Source organism: Planctomicrobium aquicomposti (assembly GCF_051466325.1).
GTDB lineage: Bacteria > Planctomycetota > Planctomycetia > Planctomycetales > Planctomycetaceae > Planctomicrobium.
Genome location: NZ_CP195792.1, coordinates 36,755 through 54,192 on the forward strand (window position 1 = coordinate 36,755; position 17,438 = coordinate 54,192).

Annotated in this window: 16 protein-coding genes; 13 read left to right on the forward strand and 3 right to left on the reverse strand. The window is 58.4% G+C overall.

Features of this window, described 5'->3' with window-relative positions:
* Positions 1-220: 220 nt before the first annotated feature.
* From SH664x_RS00120 to SH664x_RS00135, 4 genes are all read left to right on the forward strand, one after another.
* The gene (locus SH664x_RS00120) at positions 221-1,081 is read left to right on the forward strand and encodes an SDR family NAD(P)-dependent oxidoreductase (protein ID WP_437203955.1); all 861 of its coding nucleotides are present in this window, start codon (positions 221-223) and stop codon (positions 1,079-1,081) included.
* Positions 1,082-1,332: 251 nt separating this feature from the next.
* A complete protein-coding gene (locus tag SH664x_RS00125) occupies positions 1,333-2,148 on the forward strand; it encodes a sugar phosphate isomerase/epimerase family protein (protein ID WP_437203956.1) in 816 nt (271 codons plus the stop codon).
* 351 nt (positions 2,149-2,499) lie between these two features.
* Positions 2,500-3,474, forward strand: a complete 975-nt coding sequence (locus SH664x_RS00130; protein WP_437203958.1) for an aldo/keto reductase — start codon at positions 2,500-2,502, stop codon at positions 3,472-3,474.
* Between the two features lie 99 nt (positions 3,475-3,573).
* Positions 3,574-4,743, forward strand: coding sequence for a PmoA family protein (locus SH664x_RS00135; protein ID WP_437203960.1), 1,170 nt, complete (start codon positions 3,574-3,576; stop codon positions 4,741-4,743).
* Between the two features lie 138 nt (positions 4,744-4,881).
* Here the strand turns inward: SH664x_RS00135 and mscL are convergent, their stop codons facing one another.
* Positions 4,882-5,370 (reverse strand): large conductance mechanosensitive channel protein MscL, encoded by a 489-nt coding sequence (gene mscL / locus SH664x_RS00140; protein WP_437203962.1) that lies wholly within the window; start codon positions 5,368-5,370, stop codon positions 4,882-4,884.
* A 227-nt stretch (positions 5,371-5,597) separates the two neighbouring features.
* Between mscL and SH664x_RS00145 the strand changes: the two genes are divergently transcribed.
* Positions 5,598-6,056, forward strand: a complete 459-nt coding sequence (locus tag SH664x_RS00145) for an SRPBCC family protein (protein WP_437203963.1) — start codon at positions 5,598-5,600, stop codon at positions 6,054-6,056.
* Entirely contained in the window at positions 6,053-6,334 is a 282-nt protein-coding gene (locus tag SH664x_RS00150; protein ID WP_437203964.1) for a hypothetical protein, read from the forward strand. The genes SH664x_RS00145 and SH664x_RS00150 overlap by 4 nt, the downstream gene beginning before the upstream one ends.
* Positions 6,335-6,539: 205 nt before the next feature.
* On the opposite strand, the gene SH664x_RS00155 is transcribed toward SH664x_RS00150, so the two are convergent.
* Complete coding sequence (locus tag SH664x_RS00155) at positions 6,540-7,367, reverse strand: glycerophosphodiester phosphodiesterase (protein ID WP_437203966.1); 828 nt, start codon at positions 7,365-7,367, stop codon at positions 6,540-6,542.
* Between the two features lie 691 nt (positions 7,368-8,058).
* On the opposite strand from SH664x_RS00155, the gene SH664x_RS00160 reads away from it, so the two are divergent.
* The 6 genes from SH664x_RS00160 to SH664x_RS00185 all read left to right on the forward strand — a co-directional run bounded on the left by SH664x_RS00160 (position 8,059) and on the right by SH664x_RS00185 (position 15,430).
* A complete protein-coding gene (locus tag SH664x_RS00160; RefSeq protein WP_437203968.1) occupies positions 8,059-9,033 on the forward strand; it encodes a DUF1559 family PulG-like putative transporter in 975 nt (324 codons plus the stop codon).
* A gap of 413 nt (positions 9,034-9,446) precedes the next feature.
* The gene (locus SH664x_RS00165) at positions 9,447-9,851 is read left to right on the forward strand and encodes a hypothetical protein (protein ID WP_437203970.1); all 405 of its coding nucleotides are present in this window, start codon (positions 9,447-9,449) and stop codon (positions 9,849-9,851) included.
* A gap of 494 nt (positions 9,852-10,345) precedes the next feature.
* Positions 10,346-10,663, forward strand: coding sequence for a co-chaperone GroES (locus tag SH664x_RS00170; RefSeq protein ID WP_437203972.1), 318 nt, complete (start codon positions 10,346-10,348; stop codon positions 10,661-10,663).
* A gap of 126 nt (positions 10,664-10,789) precedes the next feature.
* Complete coding sequence (gene groL / locus SH664x_RS00175) at positions 10,790-12,406, forward strand: chaperonin GroEL (RefSeq protein ID WP_437203974.1); 1,617 nt, start codon at positions 10,790-10,792, stop codon at positions 12,404-12,406.
* 296 nt (positions 12,407-12,702) lie between these two features.
* The gene (locus SH664x_RS00180) at positions 12,703-13,920 is read left to right on the forward strand and encodes a hypothetical protein (protein WP_437203976.1); all 1,218 of its coding nucleotides are present in this window, start codon (positions 12,703-12,705) and stop codon (positions 13,918-13,920) included.
* Positions 13,921-14,221: 301 nt separating this feature from the next.
* On the forward strand, positions 14,222-15,430 hold the full coding sequence (locus SH664x_RS00185; RefSeq protein ID WP_437203978.1) for a hypothetical protein: 1,209 nt from the start codon (positions 14,222-14,224) through the stop codon (positions 15,428-15,430).
* Between the two features lie 192 nt (positions 15,431-15,622).
* Here the strand turns inward: SH664x_RS00185 and SH664x_RS00190 are convergent, their stop codons facing one another.
* The gene (locus tag SH664x_RS00190) at positions 15,623-16,993 is read right to left on the reverse strand and encodes a thioredoxin-like domain-containing protein (protein ID WP_437203980.1); all 1,371 of its coding nucleotides are present in this window, start codon (positions 16,991-16,993) and stop codon (positions 15,623-15,625) included.
* A 115-nt stretch (positions 16,994-17,108) separates the two neighbouring features.
* On the opposite strand from SH664x_RS00190, the gene SH664x_RS00195 reads away from it, so the two are divergent.
* Positions 17,109-17,378, forward strand: coding sequence for a biotin/lipoyl-containing protein (locus SH664x_RS00195; RefSeq protein WP_437203982.1), 270 nt, complete (start codon positions 17,109-17,111; stop codon positions 17,376-17,378).
* Positions 17,379-17,438 lie beyond the last annotated feature (60 nt).

Genomic DNA, 17,438 nt, shown 5'->3' on the forward strand with positions numbered 1-17,438 from the left:
CGAAACGCTTGTTCCTCCCGCACAGGAAAGAGCGACCTGCTCAGACGACGATCGCTCGAACCAAGTTCGAACTGCACACTTCGGCAGCCATGCTCCTGAAGACCGGGGCGTCTGAGACATGATCACTGTTTGTTCCCGGCTGCAGCGAATCGGCAGCACCACGTTTTATTCAAATCGCTGCGATCGTCATTCAACACGCTTTCGCAATCAGGTAGACAGCATGGACACATTGCTTGCCGTCAACGGTCACTCACCCAAAGCCATCCGCCCGCTTCGGAACACACTGGAACAGCCGACCCCGCAGGGCAATCGCCTCCGGGGAAAGACAGCCATCATCACCGGGGCAGGCAGCGGCATTGGTCGCACCATGGCGCAGGTCTTCTGCGACGAAGGGGCGCAGGTGGTGATCGCCGATATCGCTGCTGACACCGCCCAGCGCGCGGCCCAGGAACTCTCCGATCTCGATGCCGAAGCACTGGGACTGACGGTCGATGTCACTCGTCCCGATCAGGTCGAGATGCTGATGGAGCGGACGCTCGAACGTTTTGGCAAGATCGACGTGCTGGTCAACAACGCAGGCGTCGGACTGAATAAGACGTTTCTCGACACGACGCTCGACGACTGGAACCGGCTGCTCAACGTGGTCCTGACCGGAACATTCATCTGCAGTCAGGCAGCAGCCCGGCGGATGACCGCAGCCGGCAAAGGCTCGATTGTGAATATCGCCTCGATCTCGGGACAGAAAGGGGCCCAGGGGAGAACCGCTTACGGAAGCGCCAAGGCCGGTGTCATTCAACTCACCCGAACGATGGGTGTCGAACTGGCCCGCTATGGCGTGCGGGTGAATGCCGTTTCCCCCGGTCCTGTCGTGACTCCCCAAAGCTCGGGAACGCATACGGCGGCGACGCGGCAGTCCTATCTCGATCGCATTCCGTTGAACCGCTATGGCGAACGGGTTGAAGTGGCCGCAGCAGCGCTGTTTCTCGCCAGTGATGAATCGAGTTTTATTCAGGGGCACATCCTGAATGTTGATGGAGGCTTTTACTCGGCCGGACTGATGTTCGATCCGGAAGCCGACTGAGTCGTCGCTCGCCACAACGAGTACAGGTTGCTCTGTCCAGTCTCCGCGCAGCCAAGGTTTCGTCATGCAATGCTGACTGCCGCGTGGCGAGGACAGGGCCATCCAAAAGCGAAACACTCTCTTCCACCAGATCACAATTCTCCCTCCGTGCAGCTCCCTCCTTGACAGGAATGGACCTGCGGGTCTCGTTTCACAAGCACTCCCGTCTGCCGCAGCAGACAGTCCCCTCTGCAGCCCTCACGGATTCTGACATGCGACTCGGCATCAGCTCCTACACGTTTGTCTGGGCTGTCGGTGTGCCGGGCTATCCGCAGCCGGAAAAGCAGATGACCCCCGCAGATGTTCTGCAAGCCGCGGCGGAACTGGGGTTGGGCGTGGTGCAGATCGCCGACAATTTCCCGCTCGATCAGCTCTCCACAAACGACCTCGACCGGTTGGCGGATCAAGCTCGCAGCTTGCAGATTGACCTCGAGATCGGCACCTCGGGACTACAGCTGGAACGGATTCGGACCTGGCTGCAGCTGGCACAGCGTTTTCAATCTCCCTTCCTGCGGGTGGTCCTCGACTCTCCGGGAGACCATCCGACACCGGAAGAAGCAATCAAACGGCTGCAGCGATTTCGCCCCGAGTTTGAACGGGCGGATGTAATCTTCGGAATCGAAAATCATGACCGGTTCGACTCACCCACGCTGCTGAGAATTCTGGAGGAAGTCGGCGGCCGACACATCGGGATTGTGTACGACACCGCCAACTCCATTGGCTGCATTGAAAGCGCGGAGCGGGTGCTGGAGGTGCTGGGGCCGCACATCATCAACCTGCACATCAAGGACTACGAGATCTTCCGCATGGCCCATAACAAAGGCTTTCTGTGTGAAGGCCGGGCGGCGGGTCAGGGGCAGTTGAAAATCCCGCCACTGCTGACACGGCTGCGGGAACTGGGACGAGATCCCAATGCGATTCTGGAACTTTGGCCGCCCCCACAAGCAACATTGAAAGAGTCAATTGAATTGGAAAAACGCTGGGCGCGGGAGAGTGTCGCCTATCTCCGCCAGTTCATTCCGGATTAGAGCAGGTTGCTCGTTCGAGTGCCCGTACCGCCAGCATTTCGGACGGTGAAATGCTGACCTCCGCGCGGCGCAGACGGAGACACCAGATGCCCGACAGCGAGTCCCCGGGGCGCACACTGTTCCAGCTTCGGCGAACAGCACCCGACGGGAGAAATGCAGAAAACCTGATTGCGGGGCAGGCAGGACTGCGAAATGATGATGGAGGCGTCCGGAGCGTCGGGGCGGTGACACTTCCCTGCAATTTCAGCGCCTCCGGGCCGGGCAGCGGAGCACCGGGCTGGAGTCGGCGGCGGCAACAATGTTGTGGACGGAAGTCGAATCGATTCAATCTCGGAAAGGTGCGGGAGATTCATGGAAACAGTGACGATTCTGGGCATTCACCAACCGGTCTCACGCGTCTGCCTGGGGACGATGACCTTCGGCTCGCAGGTCAATGAAGAGACGGCAGCGTCCATGCTTTCAGTGGCACTGGAGCGGGGGATCAATTTTGTTGACACGGCGAACGTCTACAACAAAGGTGCGTCGGAAGAGATGACCGGCCGGCTTCTGAAGGGTCGTCGCGAACAGGTCGTGCTGGCGACGAAGGTCGGCATCGCCATGGGAACCGAGCCGCTGGATCAGGGACTCTCCCGCAAGACGATCATGTATCAGGTGGAGAACAGTCTGCGTCGCCTGCAGACCGACTACGTCGACATTTACTATCTGCATGCTCCGGACCACAAAACGCCCATTGAAGAATCTCTGTCGGCGGTGACCGATCTGCATCGTCAGGGGAAGATCCGTGCACTAGGGGTGTCCAACTACGCAGCGTGGCAGGTGGTGCAGATGCGCTGGCTGGCTGAGACGAAGAAACTGGTTCCGGTCGCAATCGCCCAGCCGATGTACAACCTGCTCGCCCGGCGACTGGACGCTGAATTCATTCCGATGGCAAAGCAGATCGGCATCGCGACTGCGGTTTACAATCCGTTGGCCGGGGGCCTCCTGACCGGAAAGCACACCAGTGCGAGTGCGGCCCCTCCCACCGGGACCCGCTTCGACAAGAACGCGGCCTACCAGAGCCGTTACTGGTTGCCCGAGAATTTTGACGCAGTGTCCCGTCTGGCGGCCGCAGCCCAGGAGGAGCAGCGATCGCTGGTCAGCCTGTCGCTCAACTGGCTCTTGAAACACTCCCCGGCGGATTGCGTGATTCTGGGAGCCTCCAGCCTGGAGCAGTTCGAGGGGAATCTGAACACCCTCAACGAGCCCCCGCTGCAGGCCAAAACACTGGAAGTCTGCGAGGACGTGGCGCGCTCCCTGCAAGGGGTTGCTCCGACCTATATTCGCTGAGGCAGGAGCCGCGCCCCCGCTCCAGTACCGCAACCCCCACCCCGTTCGCTATGCTCATGCGAAGTGGGTGATTCTTACCTGTTAGTGAAAGGGTGCTCGATGAGATTCTCCGGCTGCTGGATCGTACTGTGCAGCACGTTTGCTTCGCTCTGTCTTGGTGCTGAAGTCGAGCTCAAGCAGGGGCAGCATAGTGTCAAGGCGACAATCGATGGCGAGGTCTTCACGGTCTATCGCTATTCGCCGGACCGTCAGAAGCCCTTCTTCCAACCGCTCGTCGCCCCCGGGGCGCTCGAACTGCTCGACAAAGCCGAGCCTTCGTCAGACGAATGGGATCCGGGCCGCAAGGTCTTTGTCGCTGCTGAAGAATCCCAGCTGAAAGTCGGGAAGGAACCGGGCGAGACCGTGAAATACGGTGACGTGCTGGAAGTCGGCAAGATCGAAGGGGACTGGCTGTGGATCGCGGACAAAAAAGGGTGGATCCGCCGCTCGGATGTCGCTCCGCTGGCCGCCGTGGTGACCCGCATGATCAACGACAACCCCTCGAAGGTCAAAGACCGCAAGAAGCCGGAATACTATGACCACGTGCACCACAAAGGGGTCTGGTTCACCCTCGATGAAGTTGGCGGCGTGAACTACTGGGCCGAGATCGGCAAAGTGGCCACCCAGAAGGTGGAAATCATCAAAGCCAAGGGGAACCCGGCTGTCTTCAAAGTCACCAATCACTGGCTGAAGGACAAGAGCGAAGAGCCGGCCCTGATCGAAACCACCACGGTTTCGCTGTACGGGGACCGCCTGCTGGCTTACGACGTGACCCTCTCCGCTGGGGGAGAAGACATCATTCTGAACGACACCAAGGAAGGGATGTTCGCCGTCCGTCTGCCCAACAGCATGCGGGAGAACGATGGAGGCGGCCCGGTCATTTCGTCAGAAGGGGTCGAAGGAGCTTCCAAGTCGTGGGGCAAGCCGGCCCGCTGGATTGACTACAACGGTCCCGTGGATGGCCAGTCACTCGGCGTGACCGTGATGGACGACCCGAAGAATCCGTGGGCCTCGCGGTACCACGTTCGCGATTACGGGCTGTTCGCCATCAACCCGTTCGGTGAAGGTTCCTATTCGGAAAAGGGAAAAGATGCCCGGGAGAAGAAGCCCTACACACTGAAGAAAGGGGAGCCGATCCGCTTCCGCTTCGGCCTGTGGGTGCACGGTGACAACACCGACAAGGCGCAGATCGAAAAGGTCTACGAAGAATTTACCGCCGGCCGCGAGTAAACAGTGGCGTGCGCCGATCTTCAAAACGCTCTGATCCCGTGTGGATCAGGGCGTTTTTTCTTTTCGCATCGCAATCCGGTTCCCGGCAACGAGGTCGCGCAATCCTTTGATTGCTACGGGTGGAGTGACCAGTCTGTTTCAAGTACTGGCGGCACTCAGTTCCGACGTGCAGTTGGGACAGCGTGTGGCCTTATAGGGAATGGTCGAAATGCAGAAGGGACATTTCTTGTCGCTCGGCTCGTCTTCTTTGGGCCGACCTCCGAACGGATATTCCAGCTTTTCTTCCAGCCTGTTCATCAAACGAATCAGCAGGAACATCACCACGGTAATCATCGCGAACGTGATCAGGCTGTTGAGGAACAGACCATAGTTAATGGTCACAGCCCCCGCCGCATTCGCCGCCTGAATGGAATTGAATGGCCCGGGGCTCCCCTCCTTCGTGGAGATGGTCCAGAACAGGTTGGAGAAGTCGGTTCGACCGAGCGCCAGTCCGATGGGGGGCATCACAATGTCAGTCACCAGCGACTTGGCGATGGTGGTAAACGCAGCCCCGACCGTGAAGCCGACCGTCATGTCGATCAGGTTGCCACGCAGCGCGAATTTCTTGAAATCAGACAAAATGCTCATGGTGGTCACCTTGTGAACGACGGAGGAAAAGCCGGTTTCCCGCATCCTCCTCTGCGATTGAAAAGTCGTCAAGAAGGGTTTTACGCAAACAACGCGCAGATCCGTCCTCCAAGGGGATCCCGATGGCGCCGGCACCGGAAACCGCAACCTGCTCTAAACAGCGTGCAGCGGGAATGCTATGGTGACCATGTCACCCATTCTGTCCTTTCCCCGTGATCGCCCGTGCCATGCCACTCCTCGAATACGAAGTCGAATTCCCCTGCTCCGCTACCGCCCTGTTTGACTTTCTGGCCCGGCCGGCGAACATCGTCCGGGTGACGCGACCCGATCTGGGAATCAAATTCACGTCCGCTCCGGACGTGCTCGCGGCGGGGAGCCAGCTCGATTTCCAGATCGTCACGATGGGCCAGGTGGTGAAGTCCACTCACCGGATCGCGCAATTCGAACACGCAAAGCTGGTGGTGGAGCAGCAGGTGACCGGTCCCATGAAAGCCTGGATGCACTCGCACATTTACGAACCGACCGGAACAGGGGTCATCCTGCGGGAGCGCGTGGAGTACCAGCTGCCCGGCGGACTGCTCGGCTTCCTGCTGACCGAGTCTAAGATCAATGATCATCTGGAGGATGGCTTCTTTTACCGCGACCAGAAGCTGAATGACCTGATCAAGCAGGGAGTGATTGCATGACCCCCCGCCTGCCGCGGCAACCCAAGTCCAACCAGACCGAGCAGGCGGGCGCCACCTATCTGGCGCTCTTCCTGATGCTCGGCCTGGGGGGCGCCTTCCTGCTGCTGGTGATGATGATTCTCCCTATCTCCGCCCAGATCCTGATGGCGTTGATTCTGGCGGTCCCCCTCTGTCTGGTCTTTCACTACTTCACCTGGGGACAGATGCTGAGCAGATCGACCGCCGGGGAGAAACCGTCCGACACCGACCCGGATCCCGAGCAGATTGCCCCGCAATAAAGCAGATTCTTTCCCCGCTGTGCTCGCAGACACCCTGAGGCCTGAGCGACCGCAGACAGCGGGGCCTCCGCTTTCTCCGGTCCCGTTGAGTCCTTTCTGAAAGTTCCAACAGCCCCTCCGTTTCGATCGTAGGGAGGCTCCGCTTCTATTGAAGTGCAACGATGACGAAGGGGAGCCGATCAGGCACCGGATGGAGCAACCGGTGCTACTTCACCTTCGCACGAAACGCTTCGACAGCGACAGGAATATCGGTGCAGATCCCATCGAAGCCCAATCCGACCGCCAGGTGATAATCCTGCAGCGTCCGTCCCGGCCAGCCATTGACCCACATTCCTGCTTTCTGAGCTTCGCGTACGTTCGCGCGTGAGGTCCCTTCCATCACACAGCCAATTCGCTTGATTCCGAGTTCCTGTGCCCTCTGGACGAACTCTTTCGAACACGGAGCGCTGCGAATGAGCAGCAGATCGGCGTTGGGGTCGATCTGCTTCAGTAGCTTCAGGGGCCGCTCGTCGAATGAGGTGCAGAGGTAGAACGAGCCCTCCGGCTGGCGGGCCTGAACCGCCGCATGCAACTTCCGGCAATACTCCTCGAGACGGTCGTCGGGATAGAGGTCGCGGTTGCGGGTCTTCATCTCCAGTTCGAGGTAGATTCCCGGCTTGTCGGCGAGGAACGTGAACAGGTCGTCGAGCATCAGCACCGGCTGTCCCCCTTTGCTGGTGATGCTCCGCAGTTCCGCAGCCGTTTTCTGTTCGACCGGCCCCGTGGCGAGATGGGTGCGATCGAGCTTGTCATCGTGCAGGATGACCAGTTCGCCATCCTTCGTCATCCGGATGTCAGTTTCGAATCCCCGCAGCCCCCGTTCATAGCTTCCCTGGAAGGCGGCGAGTGTGTTTTCTTCAAATTCCGCTGCACCGCCACGGTGGGCGTAGACCAATCCACGCGTTTGCGCGGATGCCGGAGTCGCGGCGGCCAGCAGACCACACACGAGGAAGGACCAGGCGAGGAGAGAACAGCGGGAGAAGATCATCTTCATCGTCACACCTGATAGGGTCCGGTTTCCACGGGGCTGTGTGGAGTCGGTCCGGGACTGGCGGGGTGGGGAAACAAATTCACGATGGACGCTTCCTCCTAGGGAAGCCCGGCCACTGTACGGTTCGGCTTCTGCCTCAACAACCACAATCACGTTGAAAGTTGTTCCCCTCGTCTCCACGCTGCAGTGGCGACCGGCGTTCCACGTTCGAGATGCAGATCGCCCGACCTGCCCCAGTGATTTGAACAAGGACCAACCCATTCGAGTCAGGCCGGTTCGTGAACGAGTTCGTGCGTAGACCCTTTTGGAGAAAACTGAGCGATCGCTCCTCGCCTGAATTTCACCGGCACGGAGCGGCAGGGTGCTCTTTCCAATTCCCGCGCAGCAAGCGGTTCGTCAGGAGAATTGCTGATGTCCGCGAGGTGAGGACGGGGAATCAAACGTCAAATGACCAAGACGATATCGACCAGCTTCCAGAGTGATTCTGACCGGATCGAGCCCTGCTTCTCCATCAAATCGCGTTGATGCAACTCCGTTATCGTCTCAATCCTTAACAGGCGGCCTGACAACCCCGAGTGACACTCTTGTTGACAAGCATTGAAATCTCACTTAAAAACTACACATCTAGTAATGATTACCTTGGTGCTCAAACCAGGTAGCCATCCCTTCCCGCTGACATGCCCCAGGAGTTCAAATGCCTCGTCAAACCGCTCGACAGGGATTCACCCTGATTGAACTTCTCGTGGTCATTGCCATCATTGCCGTCCTGATCGCGCTGCTGCTTCCGGCAGTCCAGCAGGCACGGGAAGCTGCCCGACGGAGTCAATGCAAGAATAACTTGAAGCAGATCGGTCTGGCGATTCATAACTATCTCGAAGTGCACGGCACGTTCCCGATCGGCGCCTCTCGTAATAACAAAGGCTTCTCGTGGACAGCGGCGATCCTTCCACAAATCGACAGCGCCGCGGTCTTCAATAGCTTTGACTTCAACTATCCGATCAGCAACTCAGATTATCCCCAATCGGTGAAAAACGCCCAGGTCGCACAGACCGCACTGGGATGGGCTCGCTGCCCAACCGACATCGGACCGGCCCAATATGACCGGGGAACCGCTGGTCAGAAGGGTTTCATCGCCAGCCAGGCGACAACGAATTACAAAGGAAACGCCGGCAGCTATAAGGGCTATGGGAATATCAACTCGAATCTGGATCGCCGGAACGGCATCTTCCTCGAAGACAGCTGCCATCTGCTGCGGGATCTGACCGATGGAACATCCAACACGATTCTTGTCGGCGAAAGCACCTGGATCACGTCGGTTTATCCCTCGCTGTACGGGGCGATTGATCCCGCAACCGCGCTTCCCAGTAACGTTACGGAATGCTGTATGTCGATCGGCGAGTTAACCCTCAATCCGATTGTTGATGCCAAGCTGCCCGGACCGGCCACCAATCAGGCCGCCGACCAGTCGTTCCACAGCCTCCATGAAGGAGGGGCCCAGTTCGTGCTGGCTGACGGGTCCGTCCGCTTCATTAGCGAGAACGTCCAAAACACCAAGTGGTCGAACTACGCAACGAACCCCTACGACAGAGAGAACGGGGGCGCCGGCTATGGGTTGTATCAGCGGCTGTTTTCAATCGCCGACGGACTGCCCGTCAGTGGAGAGTTTTAATTCCCTGGTGATCCCTCCGGGGATCTGACCATGGTGACCCTGTTTCCGTCACCCGGACCCGCCCTTTCATCACGTGAAATCCGGGGAGCGCGGAGGACAGAAAAGAACATTCGGCGAGGCTGTTCCCGCTGCCGGTCGCACCGCTGAACCAGGATGGATCCCACAGGCGCGAATCCACTTGGGCGAATCTGATTCCTCAGTCTTGATGGGAACCGACCCTGCCGCGGACAGCCTTCCCGGGCCCGTCGCGAGTATTTTTGATCTCACAAACTCCTCGCGGTTACAGCCGCCACACGGGGACCGTAGAGATGACGCAGCCCCCTGGAACCGAGTCCGAGATTCGCGAGCCAAGAACATCACTCCAGGAGCAACCTCCATCAGAAAGAGGCCTCCAAGCCCGGAAAGTCTGCCGAATGGACCGCAGGATCTGGACAGCAACCGCACTGATCACCATCGCCCTCGGTTTCTCCGGCTGCAAACAGGGCCCTGTCACCGCAGAAGTGCATGGACAGGTGACACTTGATGGTCAACCCCTCACCGAAGCGAGCGTTTCGTTTATCCCCGCGAACGGGCGTCCGTCGGAGGCTTACACCGACCAGGAAGGAAAGTTTGTGCTGCGGCACACGCGCAGCCAGAGCGGTTGCCTGCTCGGACCACATAAAGTGTTGATCTCGACGTTTGAAATGTACCGTCGTCCGGAACTGGTCCCTGCGGAATACAACGAGCGGACGACCCTGACTTTCGACGTGCAGCCCGGCGGAAACGAAGCCAACTTCAATCTGACCGGGAAGATCAAAAAGCCTGCTCGGCCAGAATAGCGGACCACTCCTGCTGGGGCCCGCACCACGTTGGAACTTCATCCTGCGGACCCTAAGAACGGTGACCAGTGACCGTCACAAATTGCGTGCGTCTGGTCCTCTTGAGCCTCCCTGACCGGGCGTCCTGCGACAGGCTTCAGGGTCCGCTCGCGGCCCTTCATCTTTCCGTGCCATGCAGCACAGCCCCTGCCTCGGGAACAGGGGGTCGACTGACGGACCCTGCCTCTTTGGCAGGCAAACCTGAGAAAGCGGGCCGTTCCGTCAGCCAAAATGGGCTGCAGCGCACTCCGCAATCGCAACGCATGTGATTTACCCATAACATGTTACGAGTTGCCGGCAAACACGGCATGGCGTTTGTTATGCCCTCTTGATCGATTGACGGCTCGCGGTACGTCCGGGCAGACCAAACGCCCTACAGATTCTCCGAGCACGAAGAAACAGAGAACAACCCCATCCTTCACAGGATGCATTCCGGAGTCCAGGAGCAGGTAGAGATGGCAAAGGCTGAAGCGAAGAAATCCAAGACGACGAAGATCATCCCACTGGGAGACAAAGTGCTGCTGAAGCGGCAGGAAGCCGAATCCGTGACCGCCGGGGGAATCGTTCTTCCCGATTCCGCCAAAGACCGCCCGCAGCGCGGTGAAGTGATCGCCATTGGCGATGGCCACACCAAGGACGACGGCAGCAAGGTCGCCCTGACGGTGAAGGCCGGCGATCGCGTGATCTTCAGCTCTTACGCCGGCGACGAGATCAAGGTTGGCGATGAAGAGTACCTGCTGCTCCGCGAGAGCGACATTCTCTGCACTTACTAGTATCAGAGGGTTCAGGGGGCAGGAACCAGAAGTCAGGAATGCTGCCCGTTCACTGACTTCGCCTCACCCTCTCCTCATCCCCGATTTCCAAAAACCTACATCCTATATTCCTCGGAGAATTGACCAATGGCCAAGATGATTGCTTTCGATCAGGAAGCACAGGAAGCCATGCGGCGGGGCGTCAGCAAGCTCGCCAAAGCAGTGCGCGTGACGCTCGGACCCAAAGGACGAAACGTTATTCTTGAAAAGAGCTTCGGCTCGCCGACCGTCACCAAGGACGGCGTCACCGTGGCCCGCGAAATCGAACTCTCTGACAAGTTCGAAGACATGGGCGCCCGCATGGTGCGCGAAGTCGCCAGCAAGACCAGCGACGTCGCCGGCGACGGAACCACCACCGCCACCATCATGGCGGAAGCGATCTACAACGAAGGCCTCAAGGCTGTCGTCTCCGGGGTCAGCCCGCTCGAGATGAAGCGCGGGATGGACAAGGCTGTCGCCGCCGTCACCGCCAAGCTGAAAGAAATGGCCATCCCCTGCCGTGACAAAAAGGCCATTGCCCAGGTCGGCACCGTCGCCGCCAACGGCGATGACACCATCGGCAAGATCCTCGCGGACGCCATGGAAGCGGTCGGCAAGGACGGCGTGATCACCGTCGAAGAAGGCAAGTCCCTGCAGACCGACTTCGAAGTGGTCGAAGGGATGCAGTTCGATCGCGGTTACCTCTCTCCGTACTTCGTGACCGACTCCCAGAGCATGGAATGCGTCCTCGAAGACGCTTATGTGCTCATCCACGAGAAGAAGATCAGCAACATCAAGGAACTAGTCCCGGTTCTCGAAAAGGTCGTGAACTCCGGCAAGCCGCTGCTGATCATCGCGGAAGACGTGGAAGGGGAAGCTCTGGCAACCCTCGTGATCAATAAGCTCCGCGGGACGTTCAAGATCGCAGCTGTGAAAGCTCCCGGCTACGGTGATCGCCGCAAGGCGATGCTGCAGGACATCGCCATTATGTGCGGCGGCCAGGCGATCTTTGAAGACCTGGGAATCAAGCTCGACAACCTGCAGCTCTCCGACCTCGGTCGCGTGAAGAAGGTGGTCATCGACAAGGACAACTGCACTCTCATCGAAGGTGCCGGCAAGACCGCCGACATCAAGTCCCGGATCGAACAGATCAAGCGGGAGATGGAAGGCAGCAGCAGCGACTATGACCGCGAGAAGCTCGAAGAGCGGATCGCCAAGCTGTCGGGCGGTGTCGCTCAGGTGAACGTCGGAGCCGCCACCGAATCCGAAATGAAGGAAAAGAAGGCCCGCGTGGAAGACGCGCTGCACGCCACCCGTGCTGCCGTTGAAGAAGGGATCCTCCCGGGTGGGGGCGTCGCCCTGCTCCGCGCATCGACCTCGGTCGACGCCGGGAAGCTGACTCAGGGTGAGTCAGTCGGCTGGGACATCATCACCCGCGCCTGCCGCGCTCCGCTGACCCAGATCGCCAACAACGCCGGCGTCGACGGCGCTGTGATCTGTGAAAAGGTGAGCGAAAAGAAGGGGAACGAAGGCTACAACGCCGCCACCGACACGTACGAAGACCTGGTCAAGGCCGGCGTCATCGATCCGGTGAAGGTGACCCGCACCGCTCTGCAGAACGCTTCGAGCGTGGCGACCCTGCTGCTCACCAGCGATGCCCTGATCGCAGAAAAGCCGGAGAAGGGGAAGAAAGCTCCCGCCGGCGGTGACGGCGACATGTACTAAGATGTGTGAACAATCTCTGCTCGACCTCGTGAGAGCTTAACCCTCACATGAGGCACGACAGAGAGATCCTTTCACAGCAGCATAAATTCGATTTGCAAAGCCCCCGGCCATCCCCGGGGGCTTTCTTGTTTTTGCCGCCGTGGTTTTGCAGAATGAATTCCACTTACCGGTGCGGTGATGAGGGCAACTGATCTGAGCACCCTGACTTCGGGCGGAGTTCATCTGAGGGCCCGGGCGGGGAATGGGCTGCCTGAGTTGCTGCGCACTCGTTGTGGTCCCCAGCAAGGTGTAGGGCAATGCGTTCGACGTACAATCACGGGCTGCTTCAAAGTCGGGCCTGGCTGAGGCTGATTTTCTGCTGGCTGCTCGGGACTTATGCAGCGACCGCCAGCCTTGCCGCGGATGAACCGCTGCCGAGCGCAGAAGAACTGCACCGCCGGTTTTTCGCCTCGATCCCCAACCCTGACTCCGTTCATGCTGTGATCGCGAGCCGACTTGTCAAACTAACTGACGCCGCCAAACCACCAGAGATTCTCATCCGGTTTCACGAATTCTTTTTGAGCGGCGACAGTTGTCAGATGCGATGGGACGCTCACCTCCAGAAGACGGAGCAACCGCAGGAAATCTGGTGGGAAGGATTTACACCCTCCCGCGTGCCGCTGACCCAGAACACATTGCTTCAACACGAAGGCATAACAGTCTGTATCAGGCCTCAGGGAGAACTTGTTTGCGCAACTTTTTACAAGACAGGGCCGGAATACCAAGGAGTCTATTCCGTCTTCAGGGGCGTTCGTGAAGCGAACTTTTGCCCAGACCCCTACTTAAGCTACGGACGCCAATGGACACGCAAGAAAGACTTTAGCCGTTGGGGATCTCAATTACTCCAAAGCTTGATTAACAGCTATCGCCCCGACTGGAAAGTTGCCGGAATCGACACGTATCGCAACACACCAACCTACGTTGTCACAATTCAATCTCAAGCCGCTGGATTCAAATTAAAGAAACACCCCGGCGAGGCTCGGTATATCGAGAATTACAAGGTGTGGTTCTCACAGGGAGAACGCTGCCTTCCTTTGAAAATTGAATATCACACATCATTAGCTTATAACGGACAACAGATTCCGGTCGAGTGGCAAGGAGATCCTTCTCCCTCATTGACCTGCGAGTTCGGGCCCCTGCGCGACTTTGGCAACGGCTTTTTTTATCCGGAAGAAGGATCAGACGCCCTTCACGTGGGCAACAAGAGCCCGAGCCCGGACGAGTTGGTGACCGAGTATCTCCAAACTGGAAAGATACGGCTAACTCCCCCCAACCGGATAGAATATAGCACCGAGTGGAAAGTTCTGCAGCTGGAGCAGATTGCTCCTGTGAAATCACTCTGGATCGAGCCCCCTCTGAATGTGATTTACAAAGACGAAGCGAAGAACATCACGCGGATCACCGGAAAGTCGCCCGAAGAATCCCGACGCCTCCTGCAGCCCAAGCAGCCGGCCACCAGACGTCCAACTCGCTAGAGCATTCCGGTTTTGGACATGCATGGACATTAAACCCCGGCCTCCCTCTGTATCACGCCACACCTGCCTGAACTCGCGACAGGCTGCTCCAATCCCCCCTGCAAAGCCCCCGGTGATCCCGGGGGCTTTCTTGTTTTTGCCGCCGGGGTATTGCAGAATGAATTCCACTTACCGGTGCGGTGATGAGGGCAACTGATCTGAGCACCCTGACGTCGGGCGGAGTTTATTGGAGGGCCTGGGCGGGGAATGGGCTGCCTGAGTTGCTGCGCACTCGTTGTGGTCTCCAGCAAGGTGTAGGGCAATGCGTTCGACGTACAATCACGGGCTGCTTCAAAGTCGGGTCTGGCTGAGGCTGATTTTCTGCTCGCTGTTCTGGAGTTACGCAGTGACCGCTAGCCTTGCCGCGGATGAACCGCTGCCGAGCGCAGAAGAACTGCATCGCCGGTTCCACGCTTCGATCCCCAATCCTGACTCCGTTCATGTTGTCATTGCGACTCTGAAGGATGCCGGGCTCGAAGCCAACAAGCCACATTATATTATGGCCCAGTTCCATGAAATCTTCGTGAGCGACGAACACTGCCAGATACGAGTTGTCACACAATCGCGACCGCAGGAACCGTGGTGGGAAGGCTTCACCTCTTCCCGCGTCCCCCTCACTCAGCAGACCTTACTTCAACACGAAGGCAGTACCGTATGCGTACGACCTCAGGGGGACATCGTGTGCGCCACTTTCTTGAAGGGGACACTGGCGAATCAAGGACTTTATGAGGTCTTCCGGAATTACGAAAGACTCGGTCCATGCCCAGCTCCCTACTTGAGCATGGGGCGAGGCTGGGATCGAAAGGAAGGCTTTAACCCTTGGGGAACGGTGCTACTTCAGGATTTAACTGATGCCCACCGTCCGGACTGGAAGGTCATCGGCACGGAAGATTGTGCTGGCACTCCGTGTTACGTCGTCATAATTCAGACCCACAGCGATTCCACGTTGACGTTAAAGAATCTTCCGGGAAAGGCAATGTATCAAGGAATGATCAAAGTCTGGCTGTCTCAAGGAGATCGCTGCCTGCCGGTGAGGATCGAGAATCACTCTCAATTGATCTACAACAATCAAACGGTCCCTGTCGCGTTGCCGGAAGGACTTCAAAGCAGACTTGTCTGCGAGTTCGGACCTCTCCGGGATTACGGCAATGGCCTGTTCTATCCCGAAAGCGGATCTGACTGCATTTATGATTCAGATGACATGAAGAGGGAAGAAGAACTCATTTCCGAATTCTTGCAGACAGGGAAAGCTCAGCAAACAGGAACGTTCCGGAAATTCATCGACAACCAGTGGAAAGTTCTGCAGCTGGAGCAGATTGCTCCTGTGAAATCACTCTGGTTCGAACCTCCGCTGAATGTGCTGTACAAAGACGAAGCGAAGAACATCACGCGGATCACCGGAAAGTCGCCCGAAGAATCCCGACGCCTCCTGCAGCCCAAGCAGCCGGCCACCAGACGGCCGACTCGTTGACAACGCCTGCAGTCTCACCCGCCTAACATCAGCAACGCGTCCATCGAGTCAGCATCATCCACCCCGCACTGACTGCGAACGCGTTCGAGTGAGACGTCGCGGCAGAGAGCTCAGCTCCCAGACGGGAGCCCCAATGCAAAAACACTGCCTGAAACGTAATCAGGCAGTGTTTCGAAAAGTGTCTGCTGCGAATCACTGTCCCAAATGGGGGACGAGCGTCTGTTCCAGCGTCAGCGGATCGACCTGCACGCTGATCACTTTCCCCTGCGGATCAACCAGCCAATAGGCCGGCACCTGTGTCACGCCGTAATGCCGGGCGACCAGATTGCGTGCTCCCCGCTTCTCCGGATCCGAATAGAAAATCTGCTTCCAGCTGATCCCGGTCTCTTCCAGAAACTGATCGACCGAGCGTTCATCGCGATCGAAATTGACCCCGACCACCGCCAGCCGATTTCCAAATCGTGACTGGGCCTGCTGGATGAACGGCAGATGCTCGCGAAAACGAGTTGAATTCGAGGCCCAGAAGGCGATCAGCACCGCCTGCCCCCGATACTGCTCGATGCTGATATACCCGCCATCGGTGGTTGTGCCGCCAAACTCCTGCAGCACATTTCCCGGCAGCGCCAGACGACGCAGACTCGGCTCAACCTGTTCGGCAAACGGGGTCCCCGGAAATTTGTCGGCAATGGTCCTCAGACAGAGCTGCGCCGCTTCCCGCTGCCCCAGCTCGTCGCACATCCGTCCCGCAGCGAGCAGATGAATCGCCGCACGGCTGGTTTCTCCCGGAAACTTTTCCGCAAACAGACGGGCCTGCTGAGCGAATGCCAAAGCCCACTGCGGGTCTCCGGCTGCATACTGCTGGGCCTGCTGCTGCGTCAGCTGAACGATCTTCGCAGCCGACTCAATCGCAGCAAACGAAGTCTTGTTCCGCTTGTAGAGATGTTCCGCATCTTCAGCCATCAGCTGTGCCTGGGCCGTATCGCCGGCCAGACTCAGCTGCATCCGCGCATCGGCCAGAAAGTGGACTGCATTGTTGAACAGCTGTTCTTTCGCCGGATCGGCATTGGTCTTCTGAATCGCCTCCATCGCCAGTTCGATCACTTTTTCATTTCGGCGCTGGAGTTCCTGCCGGGCTTCGTCGGTCGTCAGCCGCACGACTTCAAAGCGATCGGGTTCACCGGGAACCTGCTGTCGGACGACGTCGGTCGGAAGGCTGCGGAGACGGGCAATTTCACGTACGATCCACTCGGGTGTTCCCTCTGGGAGGTTGGAAATCTCAACCTTGGCGGAGAGGTCGTCCTCTTCGGGTTCTTCTCCCGGTTCCGCTTCTTTCTGCAAGGGAGCGGGAGCGGCCGCTGTGACCACATTGGGCTGCGACGGCGCGATGCTGGCCGTAGGAGGAACGTATGGTGCCGCCGGACCGCTCGAAGTCTGGTTGGGCGCGGAGGAGGACCCCTCACAGCCCGCGAAGAGCATGGCGATCAGCAAAAGCCTGGGGAACGTCTTCACAGTGAAGAGGGAGAGCGAAATCGGGGATTTCGCACAGCGAACGAGATTCCTCATGGCAGCGGCATTCCTTTGCAGAGCCAACAGAAGCAGGTCGGTCCACCTGCAGCCGATTTCAACATACAATAGCGATCGGCCCGTGTTGTGCCGGTTTTTATTCCAGATGAAGCAGATGGATCAAGACCCTTTCCCGAATTCCCCTGTCGACGTCACCCTCCCGGAGGTCGGAGCCGGCGCGGAGCCGATCCGGTTTGTGACCTGGCTGGTGCCGGAAGGAGCACGCGTGATTCCGGGTGAGCGCATCGCCGAGCTGGTGACACAAGGCATTGTCTGGCAGCTGGATGCGTCCACTTACGGACGAATCGGGAAGTTTCAGGTGCACCCGGGAAGGATCGTACAGGCGGGTGATGTGCTGGCCCAGATCGAACCGGAAGACGATTGAGACAACAGGCTCACCACCAACGAATCAATCGTCCGAGCATCTCGACGAACCCGCTTCCGA

What these genes read in the sequence shown, in the direction of transcription:
- SH664x_RS00195 (WP_437203982.1), top strand. Translation starts at nt 17,109, where the DNA reads ATGGATCAAGACCCTTTCCCGAATTCCCCTGTCGACGTCACCCTCCCG.
- SH664x_RS00130 (WP_437203958.1), top strand. Translation starts at nt 2,500, where the DNA reads ATGGAAACAGTGACGATTCTGGGCATTCACCAACCGGTCTCACGCGTC.
- groL (WP_437203974.1), top strand. Translation starts at nt 10,790, where the DNA reads ATGGCCAAGATGATTGCTTTCGATCAGGAAGCACAGGAAGCCATGCGG.
- SH664x_RS00120 (WP_437203955.1), top strand. Translation starts at nt 221, where the DNA reads ATGGACACATTGCTTGCCGTCAACGGTCACTCACCCAAAGCCATCCGC.
- SH664x_RS00185 (WP_437203978.1), top strand. Translation starts at nt 14,222, where the DNA reads ATGCGTTCGACGTACAATCACGGGCTGCTTCAAAGTCGGGTCTGGCTG.
- SH664x_RS00180 (WP_437203976.1), top strand. Translation starts at nt 12,703, where the DNA reads ATGCGTTCGACGTACAATCACGGGCTGCTTCAAAGTCGGGCCTGGCTG.
- SH664x_RS00145 (WP_437203963.1), top strand. Translation starts at nt 5,598, where the DNA reads ATGCCACTCCTCGAATACGAAGTCGAATTCCCCTGCTCCGCTACCGCC.
- SH664x_RS00190 (WP_437203980.1), bottom strand. Translation starts at nt 16,993, where the DNA reads ATGAGGAATCTCGTTCGCTGTGCGAAATCCCCGATTTCGCTCTCCCTC.
- SH664x_RS00150 (WP_437203964.1), top strand. Translation starts at nt 6,053, where the DNA reads ATGACCCCCCGCCTGCCGCGGCAACCCAAGTCCAACCAGACCGAGCAG.
- SH664x_RS00165 (WP_437203970.1), top strand. Translation starts at nt 9,447, where the DNA reads ATGGACCGCAGGATCTGGACAGCAACCGCACTGATCACCATCGCCCTC.
- SH664x_RS00135 (WP_437203960.1), top strand. Translation starts at nt 3,574, where the DNA reads ATGAGATTCTCCGGCTGCTGGATCGTACTGTGCAGCACGTTTGCTTCG.
- SH664x_RS00155 (WP_437203966.1), bottom strand. Translation starts at nt 7,367, where the DNA reads ATGAAGATGATCTTCTCCCGCTGTTCTCTCCTCGCCTGGTCCTTCCTC.
- SH664x_RS00160 (WP_437203968.1), top strand. Translation starts at nt 8,059, where the DNA reads ATGCCTCGTCAAACCGCTCGACAGGGATTCACCCTGATTGAACTTCTC.
- mscL (WP_437203962.1), bottom strand. Translation starts at nt 5,370, where the DNA reads ATGAGCATTTTGTCTGATTTCAAGAAATTCGCGCTGCGTGGCAACCTG.
- SH664x_RS00170 (WP_437203972.1), top strand. Translation starts at nt 10,346, where the DNA reads ATGGCAAAGGCTGAAGCGAAGAAATCCAAGACGACGAAGATCATCCCA.
- SH664x_RS00125 (WP_437203956.1), top strand. Translation starts at nt 1,333, where the DNA reads ATGCGACTCGGCATCAGCTCCTACACGTTTGTCTGGGCTGTCGGTGTG.